The sequence below is a fragment of the Halorhodospira sp. 9622 genome, from assembly GCF_022228025.1.
Lineage (GTDB): Bacteria > Pseudomonadota > Gammaproteobacteria > Nitrococcales > Halorhodospiraceae > Halorhodospira > Halorhodospira halophila_A.
The window spans coordinates 232668-247770 of record NZ_JAJNRE010000001.1 but is presented as its reverse complement, the minus strand read 5'-3'; the positions used below and the strand labels follow the sequence as shown (position 1 = coordinate 247770).

The window sequence follows — 15103 nt, the reverse complement described above, 5'->3', positions numbered from 1 at the left end:
GGCCCCCCCCCCCCCCCCCGGCACCGAGAAGCGCTGTCACCATCAGGGCGTACCGCGGGGTGATCCGCCGCTGCAGCCGGATTGCGGGCCCCATGGCGGTGCAGCGGTTCAGCGGACCAGCAGCCAGATGATGACCAGCAGGAGGATGGTGGTTGCGCCGATGGAAACGCCCGCGCCGGCCGGTTGCTGCTCGATGCGTTCGGCCAGCTCCCGCGCCTCCTCATCGCTCAGCGCGGCGACACGCTCCTTGGCCTGCGCCGGATCAACGCCGTAGTCGGTCAGGGCTTGCTGGACATCCTCGCGTTGCAGGGCCTCCTGGACGCGATCGCGGTCGGATGCCGCCTGGCGCTCGCTGATCACGTCGCTGGTCCCGACCACACCCGCCAGCGCCGTGGTCGGCGCCATGGCACCCAGCGAGAGCGCGAGCCCGATTAGGACGATGAGACCTTTGATACCGGTGCGCTTCATGGAGAAGCTCCTATTTTGAGTGGTTTTTTCACGAATGATCCACTTGTGGTGGAGCGTCGCACGCTGATGCGGGTCATGCAACGTGATGCTGCGCGGACTGGCGGGAAGCGCTCAGCCGCGCACCCGTCGGAGGAAATCTTCGAACAGGTGTTGTAGCGTCGGCAGGTGGTCGTTGAGGTCGTGCTCGGCGTCGAGCAGGTGTAGGCGGGCCCGCTGGCGCTGTGCGAAGGTCATCACCGCCTCGGGCGGGATCAGCGCGTCTCGCCAGCCGTGGACGATCTCCTGGTGCTCCGTGGTGGGCGTCGGGTAGGCCGGGTAACCCGGTATGCCGATGGCCGGGGCGAGCAGGAAGAGGCCGTCCGCCTTGAGCTCGTTGGCGGCATTCGCCATGACATAGCCGCCCATGCTGGAGCCGACCAACACCAGTCGACCGGCGGCACGGGGTCGGTGCTCGAGCAGCATGGCTACCCGCTCGTCCGGGTCCTCGGTGGCCGTGAAGTCGATGCTCTCGACGGCGAAGCCGGCCTGCTCGGCGACGGGCAGCAGGGCGGAACTCTTGCGGCCCCAGGGGGCGGTGCCCTTGCCGTGGGCGTAATAGAGACGGTTTTGGGGGTGAGTCATCGGGGTTTCTGGTGCCGGCGAGAGGACTTGAACCTCCGACCTGCCGATTACGAATCGGCTGCTCTACCAACTGAGCTACACCGGCACAGGCTGCCTGAACAACGCCGCGAATTGTAGCCGAAGGGCGGGTGGGGAACCAAGCCCCCCGTGCGTCATCGGGCCGCGGTCGCGTCCCGGCGATCTTGCGCTAGTCTCAGTGGGTGCGCATGGAAGGTGCGGATGGAACCCAAACGCGAGGAAGGGATGCCTCGCCACTCTGGATTCACAATGCTCGAGGCGCTCGTCGCCCTCGGGCTCTTGGCCGGTGTCGCGGCCGTGTCGCTCCAGGCCCTTCTGGGTGGGGTGCACGGGGCTCGTGATGCCGCGTATCACGTACGAGCCACTCTCCTCGCCGAAGAGTTGATCACCCGCGCCCGGCTGGTCGCGCCAGATCAGCGCTCGGCTGATCTGGCCGAGGTCGATGCGGGGGACGTGGGCACGTGCCAACCGCCGTCGGTCGGGGACCAGGCCCGCGGCGACGTGGTTGATGCCGACGGTTGGCGGGCCGAGGTTGCCTGCCAGCTGCCGCAGGCCGAGGTGTCGGTCGAGGCGGGCGCCGATCGCATCCGCGTCGAACTCCGCTGGCAGGCTCCCCACCGGGACGAGGCATCGTCCCTTGAGCTCTCCGGGCAACTCCTCGAGGTCGGCCCATGACCGGGCGTGCCTATGGCGTGACCTTGGTCGAGCTGCTGGTGGCGCTGGCCGTGGCGGCGGTGGCGCTGCTCGCGGCGGTGCAGATCCTCGGCAGCGCGCTGCGGGCCAGCGCCACCGTGGAGGACCTGGGGCGGGTGGCGGATAAGGGCGCGGTGTTGCGTCAGGTCCTCGATGGCGAAGTCGCGCTGGCCGGGGAGGTCCCCTGCGGTGGCCGGACCCCGCTGTATCGAGGCGAGGGCGCGGCCGGCGAGGTGATCGGGGCCCAGCTCGATCCGCCGGGTCTGCGCGCCGATGAAGGCGAGCTGACCTGGGTGCGCGGTAAGGAGGCGCCGCGGAGCGTGGCGACCGGCTACGATGCCATCGAGGTAGCGGCCCCGGAGGCGCAAATCGAGCTGGATGAGCCGGCCGAGGAGGCGTTGGGAAGCCTGCCGGCCAAGGTCCTGGTCGGTAATGCCGAGGGCCTGTTCCTGCTCGAGGCCGAGGCGCAGGATGGCGCCAAGGATCTCACCCTGGACGGGCTCGGCGAGGACCACGACCTGCCCGAGCGCGGGGTGGCGTGGGTCCCCTGGTGGCCGGAGGAGGAGTCCGCGGAGGACGACGATGCGTCGCCCGTCCAGGTGCGGCGGTTGCGGTGGTCGGATGGCGGAGGCGTCGATGGGGTGCCGACCCTGAACCTCGGCCGTGGCGAGGGGGCTCCGCAGCCGATCCTGCGCGGGGTCGAGGCGCTGGAGATGGGCTTCGCCGAGTGCCCGGGGGCCGACGACCCGGCCCAGGTCCCGGATCATCCAGGGCCTTTCCAGCGCGCGGAGGAGGTGGAGGATTGGCTGCGGGTGTGTGCCGTGCGCTTTACGGCACGCATCCGCACCGGTGGCCAGCGGGGTGCGACCGGCGCGGAGCAGGTCCAGACGGTGACGGTGCCGATCCACGGGAGGCTGCCTTGACGGGGGCCTCCCGGCAGCTCGGCTTTGCGGTGCTCGGCCTGAGTGCCGTGTTGGTCATGTTGGCGCTGTTGTCCTGGTCGGTGGTTGCCCCCACCGCGCTGCAGCTGCGCGCGGCCGCGGCCTTGGAGTCCCGGGCTGCGGCCCGCCTGGCGGCTGCCGATGAACTGGTCAGGGCAAGGCGGGAGCTGGCAGCCGGGCGCGAAGAAGCCGGCGATCCGGGGTGCTGCAGCGGAGAGGTGGCGGCGCCGTGCTACCGTATCGAGCGCGACGACGGGCAATTTCGGATTTGTGCTCGCGGCAGCGGGGGGGACGGGGCCGAGGTCTGCCTGCAAGCGGGTGGTGTGCTCGCGCCGGCGCCGGTAACGGGAGCAGCTGACCGCGTCGAAATCCGCTGGAAGCGCGAATGTCCCTACGGGAATCGGGATTGAGGAAGGTGTTATGAGGAGAGCGGATCAGCGCGTCCGCGTGGCTGGCTTCAGCCTGGTCGAGCTGATGATCGTCTTGGCCATCTTGGCCATCCTGGTGGCGATCGCCTACCCCTTCTACGGCCAGTACAAGGTGCAGGCGGACCGTAGCGACGCCACCGCCACCTTGATGGATACCTGGATGGCGCTGGAGCGCTGTTTCATCCAGGAGATGGACTACGACGCGTGTACGGATGAGGTCCCGGAGTTGTCCGAGCGGGGCCTTTATGAGCTGGGGGTCGAGACCGACGCCGATGGCTTTCGCCTGACTGCCACACCGGCGCCGGGAAGTCCGCAGGAGGCGGATGAGGCGTGTACGGAATTCACCCTCGATCACCGCGGCGAGCGGGGCAGTGGCCCCGAGGGCGTCGAGGTCTGCTGGGGCGACTGAGCCCGGCCTTTACCCTCACCGAGCTGCTGGTGGTCCTCGCCCTGGTTGCCGGGCTGGCGGCCGTGGCAGCGCCACGGCTGGGCGCTGGAGTGGACGAGGTCCGTGCCTGGGCCTGGCAGCGGGAGCTCCTCGCCGGGCTGGAGCGGGCCCGCATCGAGGCGCTGGACCACGACGAGATCGTCACCCTGTGCGGCGGCACCCCGCAGAGCGGGTGCGAGGCGCAGGGCTGGGATGACGGCTGGATCCTGTTCCGCGGCGAGGCCGCATCCGGCCAGGCGCCGGAACCGGAGCAGCTCCTCGCCCGGGGGCGTGGCGCCGGGCCGGGTCATCGGGTCGCGGCGGGCACCGGGTCGGAGGGGTTCAAGTTCGCGCCAAATGACTGGTGGCACGGTATCGCCGGGTCCATCACCCTTTGTCGCGACGGCGTGAAAGTGGCCGCCATCGAGGTGGCCATGACCGGCCGGCCAAGGCCGGCCGACGACAAGCGGGGTGAGCCCTGCGACTGAGGCCTCAGGAGGCCGGGCCCGGGGGGGCGCCCGGCAGCCCGGCGACCAGGCGTTGGGCCCGGTGGGGCGTGGCCAGGGCGTCGGCGACTGCGGCGATCTCCTCGGCCAGCGGGCGGTCCGCCTCCAATGGCGGCGCCAGTTCGCGGACCCACGCCAGGGTCTGACGCGCGCTGTGGCTGAAACCGGTCCCGTCGGTCAGTTCCAGGCCCTGGGCCAAGACCAGCGCCTCGATGGCCAGGATCCGCTGCAGGTGGTCCAGGTTGGTGGCCGCCTGGCGGGCGGCGCGGGTGCTCATGGGGACGATGTCCTGGTTGTCGGCGTTGGTCGGCACTGACTGGATCGAGGCCGGGTGGGCGCCGGTGCGCATCTCCGCGACCAGGGCCGACGCCGTCACCTGGGCGCCCATGAAACCGCTGTGCAGACCGGTCTGGCGGGGCTGCATGAAGGCCGGGAAGCCGCTGCGCACCGGGTCGGTGATGCGGTTGATGCGCCGTTCACTGTGCACGGCCAGTTGGACCAGGGCGTTGTTCAGGGCGTCGGCGGCAAAGGCCAGGTGCTGGCCAAAGAAATTGCCGCCATGCAGCACGCGCCCCTCCTCGGGGAAGAGCAGCGGGTTGTCGCTGGCCGCATCCAGCTCGCTGGCCACGGTCTGGTTGTGGAAGGTGATGCTGTCCAGCACCGCGCCCAGCGCCTGAGGCAGGCAGCGGATCGAGTAGGGGTCCTGGGGCAGCGGCTGGTCGGGCAGGACGGCGCCTTGCTCTTCATCCAGCCGGGGTGGCACGCCGGGCCACGGCTGCAGGCGCCGGCTGTCCTCGGCCAGGGCGGTGAGCCAGGCGTGGGCCCGCATCTGGCCAGGGTGAGGGCGGGCGGCGCCGATGGCCGGCTGGAAGGCCTCGGCATGGCCGCCAAGCAACTCGGCGTAGAGCATGCCCAGTACCGCACAGATCCCGGCCGCCCGCTCGGCGCCCGCGCCGGTGACGGCACTGATGCCGGCGGTGGTCGAGGTGCCGTTGACCAGGGCGATGGCGTCCTTGCCGTCCAGGGTCCACGGTTCCCAGCCCAGGCGGCGCTGGGCGGCGTCAGCAGGCTCCCAGGCGCCGCCGTGGACGCTCACCCGGCCCTCCCCCATCAGGGCCCGCGCCACGTGGGCCAGCGGGGTCAGGTCGCCGCTGGCGCCGACGGTCCCGATGGCCGGCACTTCCGGGATCACGTCCTGCTCCAGCCACCCCAGCAGGCGCTCCACAACCGCCGGCGTGACCCCGGAGTGTCCGCGGGTGACACTGGCAATGCGCGCGGCCAGCGTGGCGCGGGTGTGGCAACGGGAGAGCGGATCGCCGACGCCGCTGCACAGGTGGTAGACCAGGTTGCGCTGCAGGGTGCGCGAGGCGGAGGGGTCGATCCGGCTGGTGGCCAGCGGTCCGTAGCCGGTGGTGACACCGTAGACCAGCCGGCGTTCGTCCACGAGGCGCTGGAGGTAGCCCTCAGCGGCACGCAAGCGTTCCCAGCCGGCCGCTAAGACCGTGGCTGAGCTGCTGCCGTGTCCGATACCCTCGATATCGGCGGCGCTCAGGCCACCGGCCAGATCCACTGCAGCCATGCTGTTCAGTCCCAGTCCTGCAGTTTGCCCATGGCGTTGCGCGGAAGCTCGGTGCCGATACGCAGATCCGTGGGTCGCTCGACCGCCGGTAGGTGCTCCCAGATCCAGTTCTCGAGCGTCTGGCGCAGCGTTTCAGGATCGGCGTCGGAACGCGCGGGAACGATGAACGCCTTCAGGCGCCGACGACTGCCTTCGCCGTGGCTGCGGACCGCGCAGGCGGCAACGGCCTCGTGGCTTTCGAGGCGCCGCGCGACGTGCCCCGGAGAGACGTTCACACCGCCGATCTGAATGATGTCATCGATGCGTCCGGTGGGTCGGAAGACCCGCTCGTCCCGCCACTGGAGGCGATCGAGCGGGGCCACGGTCACCGCTGCACCATCGGGTTGAGTGCGCTGGAGGTTGCCGTCCGCGTCGCGCTGCCAGTGGGGCAGCAGGCGGTAGTCCTCCGAGGGTGCCCAGCGCAGGCCGATCCCGCCGGCCTCGGTGGCGCCGTAGACCTCCAGCAGCGCGTCCAGGCCGGCCTGCAACAGCCCGTTGCGGCAGGCGGTCTCCAGCGCGGCGGTCGAGCTGATGCCCGTGCCGCCGGGGAAGCGGTGATTGCTATCGAACAGGTAACGCCAGCGTGCCGGGACGGTGGCAATCAGGTCGTCAGGTGCCGGCTCGCGGAACAGGGCGGTGGGCGCGGCGTGGCTCTCGATCACGGTGCTGCCCAGCGCGCGGGGCAGGGCGACGCCGAAGACGAAACCGTAGAGGTGGTGGACGGGCAGCCAGGCGATCACCCGCGGGTGACTGCCCAGGGCGTTGGCCAGTGCCTCGGCCTCCTGGGTCAGCGCCGCCCAGCTGTGGTGGTGCGGCTGCGGGGTGCCCGTGCTGCCCGAGGTCGAGAAGGTCAGGCCGCTGGTGTGCTGACTGGCGTCGGCGATGAGTTCGGCCATGTCGCCGATCCGGCGCACGGCCAGCAGACGGTCCTCCACACCGGTCTCATGCAGGCGGAAGAAGCGGTTGAGCGCGCTGGCTAGATTGAGTCGATCCAGGGAGTCCGCCCGGATTGGTTCGGCATCCAGGCGGCTATCGGCGCACAGGTCCTGCGCTTCGGGCGGGTCGCCCCGTTGACCGCGGCCGGTGGCCAGCTCGCCGGGGATCAGGCTGCGCAGCAACCGCAGCACTTCATCGGCATTCAGCCCTTGCATCGGTCGGTCCTTTCGCGGCTGCCCGCGCCCGGGACGGGCACGGGCAGCGGGGTCTGGTCTAGACGCGCTTGACGAAGACCCAGTAGCTGTCGCCGGAGAGGGCCTTCTTCATGTGCACCTTCACCTTCGTGGGCGTCATTTGGTAATCGAAGGTGTACTCGAACATCGTGTTCAGGTTGCCCGAGGCCACCCCTTCCTTGAACTTGCCGTAGAACTCCGGGCTGTCAGTGCACGGGGCCACGTCCTTGAAGAAGTTCTTGCCGATGACCTGCTTCGGGTCGCGGCCGGTGATGTCGCCCTCCGCGGCGTTGTACTGAAGGATGTTGCCGTCGCCGTCGAGCTGGATGGCGCCGAAGGCCAGGCCGTCGAGCTGGCCGTCGTCCATCTTGGCGAGGGTGTTCTCGATGTCCTCGCTACCGAAGGCTACGTGTTCCATCGTGATACTCCTTTCATGGACCGGGGGCTTCGTGGTGAGCCTTGCTCACTCTCGGGACTCCAGCCTAGATGTACAGCCTTTGTATAACAAGACCCGTCCCTTTGTTCATCCGTAGCGTTGGAGCCAGTACGGGGCGGGATCGAGGTCGCAGGTGCGCTCCTCCAGCTGGTCGGCGACCAGGCGCGCGCTGCCGGCGGCGAACGTCCAGCCCAGGTGGCCGACGCCCGTGGCCAGGTGCAGGCCGGAGATCGGGGTCGGACCCAGGATCGGGGGGCCGTCGCAGGTCATCGGGCGCAGGCCGGCCCAGGGTTGGCTCGGGGCGTCCGCCAGCTGTTCGGCCAGGCGCGGGAAGCGGCTCAGACCCTGCTCGCGGACGGCTCGCCAGCGCCGCTCGTCGAGCCTGAGATCGAAGCCGGTGATCTCCGCCTTGCCGGCGATACGCAGCTGCTCACCCAGTCGGGTAACGACCACCTTGCGGGCGTCGTCGATGATGGGCATCCCGGGTGCGCCCTCTATCCCGTGCAGCGGGATGCTCACCGAATACCCCTTGACGGGTTCGATGGGCAGGCGCAGACCGAAGCTGCGGGTCAGGGCCGGGCTGTAACTGCCCGCCGCGACAACTACGGCGTCCGCGTCGATGATCCCGCGGCTGGTCTCGACGCCCTCCACACCCGCTGGGCCGCCGAGCAGCCTGCGTGCCGTAGTGTCGAGCCACAGTTCGGCGCCTTCGGCGGTGAGTCGCTGTGCCAGGGCCGCGGTGAACTGCAGCGGGTCGCCGCAGCCGTCGTCGGGGAACTCGATGGCGCCAGCCAGCTGGTCTGCGGTATCACTCAGCGCGGGTTCGCGGGCGAGCGTCTCGTCCACTCCCAATACCTGGTGCCGGATGCCCAGCGCTTCCACGGCAGCCGCTTCGGTGCACCCCTGCTCCAGAGCGTCCGGGTCATCGAAGAGCTTCAGGATGCCGCTGTCGCGAGCGGCGAACGAGAGGTCGAGCTCGTCACGCCACGCCCGTGCCTGCTGTAGGCCGTAGAGGGCCAGGACCGCATTGGCGTCGGCGTGACGGCGGTAGCGCCGGGCGGTGGCGTTGGCCAGGAAGCGCAGCGACCAGCTCGGATTGCGCAGTACGCGCAAGGGATTGATGCGCAGCGGGGAGTCGGGTTTGCCGAGCCAGGCAATGGCATCCCGGAGTACGCCCGGAGGGTTCCATGGAGCGGCGTGGCCGGCGTGGAGCTGGGCGCCGTTGGCGTAGCTCGTCTCCTGCGCCACGTCGCTGCAGCGCTCGATGAGCACGATCTGGTGGCCACGGGCGGTCAGTTCCCAGGCCACGGAGGTTCCGACCACGCCAGCCCCGACTACAGCGATGCGCATCGGTGTTCTCCCTCGGTTGTGGTTCGGGCACGATTCTCCGGCGCGGGCGGTGGGATCACGGCGCCGCGCTGCTGTCTCGGTAACGGTGCCAGCCCTCGGCGCGCAAACGGCAGGCCGGGCATTCGCCGCAGCCGTAGCCCCACTCGTGGCGCTGCTCGCGCGCGCCGTAGTAGCAGGTGTGGCTTGCCTCCACGATCAGGTCCACCAGGGCGGTTCCGCCGAGTCGTTCGGTCAGCGCCCAAGTCTGGGCCTTGTCCAGCCACATCAGGGGGGTATGCAGCACCAGTCGTTCGGCCATGCCCAGGTTCAGGGTGACCTGCAGGGACTTGACGGTGTCGTCGCGGCAGTCGGGGTAGCCGGAGAAGTCGGTTTCGCAGACGCCGGCTACCAGGTGGCGGATGCCCCGCCGGTGGCCCAGGGCCGCCGCCAGGGTGAAGAAGAGCAGGTTGCGGCCGGGGACGAAGGTGTTGGGCAGGCCGCGCGCGTCGTAGGTGATTTCGGCCTCGCGGGTCAGCGCCGTGTCGCTGATCTCGCCGAGCACGCCGGCGTCAAGAACGCGGTCCTCGCCCAGACGCGCCGCCCAATCGGGGCGCAGGGCCCGCAGGCCGTCAAGAACCTCGCGGCGGGCCGAGAGTTCCACGTCGTGCCGCTGCCCGTAGGCGAAGCCGATGGTCTCGACGCGGCTGAAACGCTCCAGGGCCCAGGCAAGACAGGCCGTGGAGTCCTGCCCCCCGGAGAAGAGGACCAGGGCGTGTTCTTCATCGGTGCTGGCGGGTGTCCGCTGCCGGGACTCGGCCATCGCCTGCTTCCTGGTTGGTTGTCGCGTTCCCGTAACAGGATAGGGGTTGCGTGCAGCGTCCGCCAGAGCGATGCGGCGGTGCCCCGGCGGTCACTCGCCGGCGTCCCGGCGGGCTGCCAGCAGGGCCTGCTCGGTGGCGGCCCAGCTGATCCCGTCGGCCGGGCCAATGATCTCCAGCCGGCTTTCGCCGCGCCAGGCGGTGGCTTCCATCCGGACCCCATCGGCGTCGACATCCACGCGCAGCCAGTCGCGGCCGGTGCGCACGACGCCCTTGACGCGCTGGGAGCCGCGAAGGGTCTCAAGGGCCCGGAGCAGGGCCTGGCGGTCGAAGGCGTCGTCGGGGTGGAAGATCCACCCGCAGGCCGCAGCGGCGCCGCCAGCCTGCTCGGCGCGCACCGGGCGGCCCGGTTCGGGGGTGGCGGCACGGTCGGCGTGGTGGTCGTGGTGCCCGGCGTGGTGAGGCGCTGCCGCGCTGCCTGCGGGGCCGGCACGGCCAGCTGACTCGTCCAGCCAAGCCGGATCGATGCAGCCGTGGGCGGCCTCCTCGATGCGCTGCTTGGGTGGATACAGCGATCGGGCCCAGGCCTGGAAGGTTGCGCGCTCGCCGGCGCTGCACAGGTCGGTCTTGTGGGCAACCAGCACATCGGCCAGCTGCGCCTGATCCAGGAATGCGTCGTGCCCGGCGACCCGCGGATCATCGAGTTGGCGCGGGTCGATCAGGGTCAGCGTGGCGCGCAGCGAGATCGCGCCCTGCTGCTCGAATTCACGGAGCAGGTCGAGGATGCGCGCCGGATGGCCGAGTCCGGTCGGCTCGATCAGCAGCCGGGACGGACGGCTGCGGCGCAGCAGGCGGGCCAGGGCGATCCGGAAGGGCGCCCCGAGTGTGCAGCACAGGCAGCCGCCGGGCAGTTCTTCGATGGCCGCGTCGTCCTCGAATCGTGTGGCGTCGACACCGACATCGCCGAATTCGTTGACGAGCACGGCCCAGCGCTCGCTGGCAGGGCGGGCCTCGGCGAGCAGGTGCCGGATGGCCGTGGTCTTGCCGACGCCCAGGAAGCCAGTGATCAGATTGGCGGGGGCGGGACTCTGCATGATGCGAAGCATACGCGCAGCGACCCGCACCCGACCAGGCCCGCCCACAGGTCTGCAGTGCTACAATCGGTGACCTATGTCTGGGAATACCTTCGGCACCCTGTTCACGGTTACGACCTTCGGCGAGAGCCACGGCCCGGCGCTTGGCGGCGTCGTGGATGGCTGCCCGCCGGGGCTCGCCCTTACCGAGACGGATCTGCAGGTCGAACTCGACCGGCGCCGGCCCGGGCGCTCCAAGCACACCACGCAGCGCCGCGAGAGCGATCAGGTGCGGATCCTCTCCGGGGTCTTCGAGGGGGTGACCACCGGGACGTCCATCGGGCTGCTCATCGAAAACACCGATCAGCGCTCCAAGGATTACTCGGAGATCGCCGAGCGCTTCCGGCCCGGGCACGCCGACTACACCTATCAGCAAAAGTACGGCATCCGTGACTATCGTGGCGGCGGGCGCTCCTCGGCCCGGGAGACGGCCGTCCGGGTGGCAGCCGGGGCCATCGCCCGCCGCTATCTCGCCCAGCGTCTCGGTATCGAAATCCGTGGACGGCTGGCGCAGATGGGCGAGATCGAACTTGGGGCCGAAGACTGGTCCGCCGTCGACAGCAACGATTTCTTCTGCGCTGATCCGGCGCGCATTCCGGAGCTCGAGGCGCTGATCCACGAGGTTCGCAAGGCCGGCGACTCGGTGGGTGCGGCGGTGGAGGTCGAGGTCCGCCATATGCCGCCGGGGCTCGGCGAGCCGGTCTTCGACCGGCTCGATGCCGATCTGGCCAAGGCGCTGATGTCCATTAACGCCGTCAAGGGGGTGGAGGTCGGCGCGGGTATGGCCGCCGCCGGGCAGCGGGGTAGCGCCCATCGCGATGAACTGACTCCGGACGGGTTCGCCGGCAACCAGTCCGGCGGAGTGCTCGGTGGTATCTCCAGCGGGCAGGATCTGGTGGTGCGGGCTGCGCTCAAGCCCACCTCGAGCATGCTCATTCCGGGACGCTCGGTGGACGTCCACGGCCAGCCGGTCTCGGTGGTGACCAAAGGACGCCACGATCCCTGCGTCGGGATCCGTGCCGTGCCCATTGCCGAGGCCATGGCGGCGCTGGTAGTGATGGATCACTGGCTGCGGCATCGGGCACAGAACGCCGACGTCGAGTCCGGGACCCCGGTGCTGCCCGCCCGCGACCGGGAGTGACCCGTTGAGCGTCGGGGCTCCGGGCGGGGCGCAGACGCCGCTGCCTTACTGGCGGCTCTCCGGCTTCTACCTGTTCTTCTTCGCCGCCCTCGGGGCGCTGATGCCCTACTGGGGGCCGTATCTGCGCGCCGAGGGGTTCTCTTCGGCGGAGATCGGTCAGCTGCTGGCCATCCTGCACGCCACCAAGATCATCGCGCCCAACGTCTGGGGGGCTCTGGCCGATCGGCTCGACCGGCGCATGGCTGTGGTGCGTGCCGCCTCGGTGGTGGCTTTCCTGGCCTTCTCCGCCATCCTCATCGCCGAGACCTACGGGGCGGTGGCCCTGGTGATGGCCCTGTTCGGCTTTTTCTGGAACGCCGCGCTGCCCCAGTACGAGGCCAATACCTTCAACCACCTGCGTGGGCAGGAGCACCGATACGGGCGTATCCGGCTTTGGGGCTCGGTGGGGTTCATCCTGTCGGTGATGGGCATCGGGGAGATGCTCGACCGGGCCGGGTTCGACGCGCTGCCCTACGTGGTGCTGCTGATCTTCGGCGGGCTGGCCATCTCCAGCCTGATCGCGCCGGAGGCGGGGCGCGCCATGCGCCGTGCCGATGGTGACGGTTTCTGGGAGACCCTGCGCCGGCCGGCGGTGATCGGGTTCTTTCTGGCCTGTTTCCTCAACCAGATGGGCCACGGGCCGTTCTACGGTTTTTTCAGCATCTACCTGGAGGACCACGGCTACAGCGGCGGGCTGATCGGGGCCCTATGGGCCTGGGGCGTGGTGGCCGAGATCGTCATCTTCCTGGTCATGCATCGGCTACTACCCCGTTTCGGGGCCCGCACTTTGCTGACACTGGCGCTGACGCTGGGCGGGCTGCGGTGGCTGATGGTCGCCGCCTGGGTGGACTCGGCCTGGCTGGTGGCCCTGAGTCAGACCTTCCACGCCGCCAGCTTTGGGATCTACCACGCGGTGGCCATTGACGTGGTCAACCGTTTTTTCACCGGCGCCGCGCAGGGGCGCGGGCAGGCGCTCTACTCCAGCCTGACCTTCGGCGCCGGCGTCGCGCTGGGGTCGCTGCTCTCGGGCATGGCCTGGGATGTCTTCGGTGGGCAGACCTTCCTGGCCGCCAGCGCGGTGGCTTTCCTGGCGGCGATCCTGGCGGCTTGGAGCCTGCGCGGGCAGCGGGCCTGAGGGGAGGCATTTCCCCCGAAGGGGGTCGGTCCGATATAATTGTACGGTGAATGTTTTGAAGTCAATTGATAGAACAGGCCAATGACCGGGAAGACCCTCTACGACAAGCTCTGGGATAGCCATGTGGTCACCGAGTACGACGACGGCTCGGCGCTGCTCTACATCGATCGTCAGCTCCTGCACGAGGTGACCTCGCCGCAGGCGTTTGAGGGTCTCCGCCTGGCCGGGCGCCAGCCCTGGAGCGTGGCGTCCAATCTTGCCGTGACCGATCACAATGTTCCCACCACCGATCGCAGCCAGCCGGTGGAGGATCCGGTCTCGCGTGTTCAGATCGAGACGCTGGACCGCAACTGTGCCGACTTCCGGGTCACCGAGTTCGGCATCCACGACCCGCGTCAGGGGATTGTCCACGTCGTCGGTCCCGAGCAGGGCACCACCCTGCCGGGCATGACGCTGGTCTGTGGCGACTCCCACACCTCCACCCATGGGGCGCTCGGTGCCCTGGCCTTCGGCGTGGGGACCAGCGAGGTGGAGCACGTTCTGGCCACTCAGACCCTGGTCCAGAAAAAGGCCCGGACCATGCTCATCCGCATCGACGGGCAGCTGGGGCGCGGGGTCACGGCCAAGGACATCATCCTGGCGATCATCGGTCGTATCGGCACTGCCGGCGGCACCGGCTACGCCCTGGAGTACGGCGGTGAAGCCATCCGCAACCTCTCCATGGAGGGGCGGATGACCATCTGCAACATGTCCATCGAGGCCGGGGCACGCACCGGCATGGTGGCCGTGGACGACACCACCATCGATTACGTCCGTGGCCGGCCCAACGCCCCGGAGGGCGAGCGGTGGGAGCAGGCCGTGGCCAGCTGGCGCAACCTGGTCTCGGATCCGGACGCCGAGTTCGACCGGGTGGTGGAGATGCACGCCGACGAGATCGAGCCCCAGGTGACCTGGGGGACCTCGCCGGAGATGGTCGCCTCGGTGAACCGGCACGTGCCCGACCCGGCCGAGGAGTCCGATGCGGTCCGTGCCCGGGCAATGACCCGGGCACTGGAGTACATGGGCCTGGAGCCGGGGATCGCCCTGACTGACATCCCCATGGACAAGATCTTCATCGGTTCCTGCACCAACGCCCGGATCGAGGATCTGCGCGAAGCCGCCGAGGTGGTCCGTGGCCGCCGGGTGGCGGAGAACATTCGCCAGGCCCTGGTGGTGCCGGGCTCCGGGGTGGTCAAGCAGCAGGCCGAGGCCGAGGGGCTGGACCGGGTCTTCCTCGAGGCCGGTTTCGAATGGCGGGAGCCGGGGTGCTCCATGTGCCTGGGCATGAATCCTGATCGCCTGGAGCCCGGCGAGCGCTGTGCCTCCACCTCGAACCGCAATTTCGAGGGCCGGCAGGGACAGGGGGGACGCACCCATCTGGCCAGCCCGGCGATGGTCGCCGCCGCAGCCATTCACGGCCACTTCGTGGATATCCGAGAGTAGTCGCTGACACGTCTCCGGCCCTTCATCCAACGACTGGAAACGCCCATGGAACCTTTCACTCGACACACCGGTCTGGTGGCGCCGTTGGATCGCTCCAACGTGGACACGGACGCCATCATCCCCAAGCAGTTCCTCAAGTCGGTCAAGCGCACCGGGTTCGGTCCGTACCTCTTTGACGAGTGGCGGTACCTCGACCGCGGCGAGCCGGGGATGGACTGTGCGAACCGGCCGCGCAACCCCGATTTCGTCCTCAACCAGGAGCGTTATCAGGGGGCCAGCGTGCTGCTCACCCGGGACAACTTCGGCTGCGGCTCATCCCGGGAACACGCCCCCTGGGCGCTCAAGGACTACGGCTTCCGGGCGATTGTGGCGCCAAGCTTCGCCGATATCTTCTACAGCAACTGCTTCAAGAACGGCCTGCTGCCGGTGGTGCTGGAGGAGGGGGTGGTGGACCGGCTCTTCCAGGCGGTTTACGCCACCGAGGGGTACCAGCTGACCATCGATCTTTTCGAGCAGCAGGTCCTGACCCCGGATGGCGAGCGCTTCGGCTTCGAGGTGGATCCGTTCCGCAAGCGCATGCTGCTCGAGGGGCTCGATGAGATCGGCGTCACCCTGGAGGAGCAGAGCGAGGCGATCCAGGCCTACGAGCAGCGGCGCAAGCAGGAAGCCCCCTGGCTCTTCCCCGAACCCTGAACCTGGAA

The 15103-nt window shown here is 69.4% G+C and carries 16 protein-coding genes, 1 tRNA gene and 1 pseudogene; 9 read left to right on the top strand and 9 right to left on the bottom strand.

The window, feature by feature from the left end; genetic code table 11:
- Positions 1-108: 108 nt before the first annotated feature.
- The 3 genes from LRG07_RS01165 to LRG07_RS01155 all read right to left on the bottom strand — a co-directional run bounded on the left by LRG07_RS01165 (position 109) and on the right by LRG07_RS01155 (position 1174).
- Positions 109-468, bottom strand: coding sequence for a PA2779 family protein (locus LRG07_RS01165; protein WP_201171641.1), 360 nt, complete (start codon positions 466-468; stop codon positions 109-111).
- Between the two features lie 111 nt (positions 469-579).
- Complete coding sequence (locus LRG07_RS01160) at positions 580-1089, bottom strand: serine aminopeptidase domain-containing protein (protein ID WP_238641591.1); 510 nt, start codon at positions 1087-1089, stop codon at positions 580-582.
- 9 nt (positions 1090-1098) lie between these two features.
- Positions 1099-1174, bottom strand: a tRNA-Thr gene (locus tag LRG07_RS01155).
- Between the two features lie 182 nt (positions 1175-1356).
- Between LRG07_RS01155 and LRG07_RS01150 the strand changes: the two genes are divergently transcribed.
- The 5 genes from LRG07_RS01150 to LRG07_RS01130 are packed head-to-tail and all read left to right on the top strand — an operon-like array spanning position 1357 to position 4084.
- Complete coding sequence (locus LRG07_RS01150; protein WP_201242109.1) at positions 1357-1782, top strand: hypothetical protein; 426 nt, start codon at positions 1357-1359, stop codon at positions 1780-1782.
- Positions 1779-2723: a prepilin-type N-terminal cleavage/methylation domain-containing protein gene (locus LRG07_RS01145; protein ID WP_201171635.1), complete on the top strand. Its 945-nt coding sequence runs from the start codon at positions 1779-1781 to the stop codon at positions 2721-2723. Before LRG07_RS01150 ends, LRG07_RS01145 begins: the two co-directional genes overlap by 4 nt.
- The gene (locus tag LRG07_RS01140; RefSeq protein WP_238634496.1) at positions 2720-3151 is read left to right on the top strand and encodes a hypothetical protein; all 432 of its coding nucleotides are present in this window, start codon (positions 2720-2722) and stop codon (positions 3149-3151) included. Before LRG07_RS01145 ends, LRG07_RS01140 begins: the two co-directional genes overlap by 4 nt.
- A gap of 10 nt (positions 3152-3161) precedes the next feature.
- The gene (locus tag LRG07_RS01135) at positions 3162-3578 is read left to right on the top strand and encodes a type IV pilin protein (protein ID WP_201172523.1); all 417 of its coding nucleotides are present in this window, start codon (positions 3162-3164) and stop codon (positions 3576-3578) included.
- Positions 3500-4084 (top strand): GspH/FimT family protein, encoded by a 585-nt coding sequence (locus LRG07_RS01130; protein WP_238641590.1) that lies wholly within the window; start codon positions 3500-3502, stop codon positions 4082-4084. Before LRG07_RS01135 ends, LRG07_RS01130 begins: the two co-directional genes overlap by 79 nt.
- A 4-nt stretch (positions 4085-4088) precedes the next feature.
- On the opposite strand, the gene hutH is transcribed toward LRG07_RS01130, so the two are convergent.
- The 6 genes and pseudogenes from hutH to LRG07_RS01100 form a co-directional block, all read right to left on the bottom strand.
- A complete protein-coding gene (hutH, locus tag LRG07_RS01125; RefSeq protein ID WP_238636675.1) occupies positions 4089-5681 on the bottom strand; it encodes a histidine ammonia-lyase in 1593 nt (530 codons plus the stop codon).
- A gap of 5 nt (positions 5682-5686) precedes the next feature.
- Positions 5687-6871, bottom strand: coding sequence for a 4-coumarate--CoA ligase (gene pcl / locus LRG07_RS01120; RefSeq protein ID WP_201171627.1), 1185 nt, complete (start codon positions 6869-6871; stop codon positions 5687-5689).
- 58 nt (positions 6872-6929) lie between these two features.
- Positions 6930-7307 (bottom strand): photoactive yellow protein, encoded by a 378-nt coding sequence (pyp, locus tag LRG07_RS01115; protein WP_201242104.1) that lies wholly within the window; start codon positions 7305-7307, stop codon positions 6930-6932.
- Between the two features lie 105 nt (positions 7308-7412).
- Positions 7413-8699 (bottom strand): annotated as a pseudogene (locus LRG07_RS01110) (D-amino acid dehydrogenase); the annotation flags it as partial.
- A 31-nt stretch (positions 8700-8730) separates the two neighbouring features.
- Positions 8731-9474, bottom strand: a complete 744-nt coding sequence (queC, locus tag LRG07_RS01105) for a 7-cyano-7-deazaguanine synthase QueC (RefSeq protein WP_201171621.1) — start codon at positions 9472-9474, stop codon at positions 8731-8733.
- Positions 9475-9564: 90 nt separating this feature from the next.
- On the bottom strand, positions 9565-10566 hold the full coding sequence (locus tag LRG07_RS01100; RefSeq protein ID WP_238641588.1) for a GTP-binding protein: 1002 nt from the start codon (positions 10564-10566) through the stop codon (positions 9565-9567).
- A 76-nt stretch (positions 10567-10642) separates the two neighbouring features.
- On the opposite strand from LRG07_RS01100, the gene aroC reads away from it, so the two are divergent.
- From aroC to leuD, 4 genes are all read left to right on the top strand, one after another.
- Positions 10643-11746, top strand: a complete 1104-nt coding sequence (gene aroC, locus LRG07_RS01095) for a chorismate synthase (RefSeq protein WP_201171616.1) — start codon at positions 10643-10645, stop codon at positions 11744-11746.
- Positions 11747-11750: 4 nt separating this feature from the next.
- Entirely contained in the window at positions 11751-12920 is a 1170-nt protein-coding gene (locus LRG07_RS01090) for an MFS transporter (protein WP_201242101.1), read from the top strand.
- 81 nt (positions 12921-13001) lie between these two features.
- Positions 13002-14402, top strand: a complete 1401-nt coding sequence (gene leuC / locus LRG07_RS01085) for a 3-isopropylmalate dehydratase large subunit (RefSeq protein WP_201171604.1) — start codon at positions 13002-13004, stop codon at positions 14400-14402.
- 45 nt (positions 14403-14447) lie between these two features.
- Positions 14448-15095: a 3-isopropylmalate dehydratase small subunit gene (gene leuD / locus LRG07_RS01080; RefSeq protein WP_238636678.1), complete on the top strand. Its 648-nt coding sequence runs from the start codon at positions 14448-14450 to the stop codon at positions 15093-15095.
- The last annotated feature ends 8 nt before the right edge of the window (positions 15096-15103 follow it).

Coding starts and splice junctions, on each gene's coding strand:
- hutH (WP_238636675.1), bottom strand. CDS start 5,681: ATGGCTGCAGTGGATCTGGCCGGTGGCCTGAGCGCCGCCGATATCGAG.
- pyp (WP_201242104.1), bottom strand. CDS start 7,307: ATGGAACACGTAGCCTTCGGTAGCGAGGACATCGAGAACACCCTCGCC.
- leuD (WP_238636678.1), top strand. CDS start 14,448: ATGGAACCTTTCACTCGACACACCGGTCTGGTGGCGCCGTTGGATCGC.
- LRG07_RS01160 (WP_238641591.1), bottom strand. CDS start 1,089: ATGACTCACCCCCAAAACCGTCTCTATTACGCCCACGGCAAGGGCACC.
- LRG07_RS01165 (WP_201171641.1), bottom strand. CDS start 468: ATGAAGCGCACCGGTATCAAAGGTCTCATCGTCCTAATCGGGCTCGCG.
- pcl (WP_201171627.1), bottom strand. CDS start 6,871: ATGCAAGGGCTGAATGCCGATGAAGTGCTGCGGTTGCTGCGCAGCCTG.
- LRG07_RS01100 (WP_238641588.1), bottom strand. CDS start 10,566: ATGCAGAGTCCCGCCCCCGCCAATCTGATCACTGGCTTCCTGGGCGTC.
- leuC (WP_201171604.1), top strand. CDS start 13,002: ATGACCGGGAAGACCCTCTACGACAAGCTCTGGGATAGCCATGTGGTC.
- queC (WP_201171621.1), bottom strand. CDS start 9,474: ATGGCCGAGTCCCGGCAGCGGACACCCGCCAGCACCGATGAAGAACAC.
- LRG07_RS01135 (WP_201172523.1), top strand. CDS start 3,162: ATGAGGAGAGCGGATCAGCGCGTCCGCGTGGCTGGCTTCAGCCTGGTC.
- aroC (WP_201171616.1), top strand. CDS start 10,643: ATGTCTGGGAATACCTTCGGCACCCTGTTCACGGTTACGACCTTCGGC.
- LRG07_RS01145 (WP_201171635.1), top strand. CDS start 1,779: ATGACCGGGCGTGCCTATGGCGTGACCTTGGTCGAGCTGCTGGTGGCG.
- LRG07_RS01150 (WP_201242109.1), top strand. CDS start 1,357: ATGCTCGAGGCGCTCGTCGCCCTCGGGCTCTTGGCCGGTGTCGCGGCC.